The sequence below is a fragment of the Amycolatopsis sp. NPDC049691 genome (genome assembly GCF_040675005.1).
Classification (GTDB): domain Bacteria; phylum Actinomycetota; class Actinomycetes; order Mycobacteriales; family Pseudonocardiaceae; genus Amycolatopsis.
In genome coordinates this window covers 1-1,077 of the sequence record NZ_JBFANX010000053.1, presented here as the reverse complement: position 1 = coordinate 1,077, position 1,077 = coordinate 1, and the positions used below count along the sequence as shown (strand labels likewise).

At 69.5% G+C, this 1,077-nt stretch carries 1 protein-coding gene; it reads right to left on the bottom strand.

Features of this window, described 5'->3' with window-relative positions:
* Positions 1-955: IS481 family transposase (locus tag AB0J40_RS47475; RefSeq protein WP_364467276.1), on the bottom strand; the 955-nt coding region annotated here is incomplete at its 3' end.
* Between the last annotated feature and the right edge of the window lie 122 nt (positions 956-1,077).

Genomic DNA, 1,077 nt, shown 5'->3' with positions numbered 1-1,077 from the left:
TGTACTGACCTGTGAGGTTGGGGACGCGGCTGGCGGGTGGGTGGCCTGCGAGTGCGGTGTGTCCGCGGTGATGGTTGTAGGTGTGCAGCCAGTGTGGCAAGGCTCGGCGGCGTTCGGTGTCGGTGCGGTAGGGCTGGGCGTAGGCCCATTCGTCGAGCAGGGTGCGGTTGAACCGCTCCACCTTGCCATTGGTCTGCGGCCGGTAAGGGCGGGTTCGTTTCGGGACGATGCCCGCCTCGCGCAGCGTGTCACGCCACAGGTGTGAGCGGTAGCAGGAGCCGTTGTCGGTCAGCACCCGGCGGACGGTGACGCCGTAACCGGCGAAGAACGCCTGAGCCCGGATCCAGAACGCGACCGCGGTTTCCCGGGTCTCATCGGCCAGGATTTCGGTGTACGCCAGGCGGGAATGGTCGTCCACGGCGTTGTGCAGGTAGGCGTAGCCGTGGCCGCGTTGACCGCTGTTGCGGCGGCCGGCGGCGCGGCCGAGGGCTCTGTGGCCGCCGCCGTCGGGGATGTTGCCGAGTTTCTTGATGTCGACGTGGACCAGGTCACCGGGTGCGCGGTGTTCATAGCGGCGGATCGGGGTGGCGGTGGCCCGGTCCAGGTGGGCCAGCCGGGGCAGTCGGTAGCGGGTCAGGATCCGGTGCACGGTGGAAGGGTTGAGGCCCAGCAGGTAGGCGATCCGCGCAGGTCCCCACCGGCGGATCACCCGGACCTTGATGACCCGCCGCTCAGTCCGCGTCGGTGTCCGGGCCGGGCTGGTCCGTGGCCGGCTAGACCGGTCGGCCATGCCGGCTTCGCCGAGGTCGCGGTAGCGACCGGACCAGCGCGCGGCGGTGGAGACCGACACCTGGAACCGCTCCGCGGCCCGCCGTAGCGTCCAGCCGTCCTCGACGACACAGCGGGCCAGGCGCAGTCTCCCGGTCGGGGTCAGAGGTGCGTTAGCGTGGGTCACGAGGGCCTCCGTTGCTCGGCGTAGACGTCGCAATCCACACCGAACCCGGAGGCCCTCCCTCACACCAAGATCATCCGATCACGTGTCACCACGATCGCAACCTCCCCGGGCAGTACACCTAG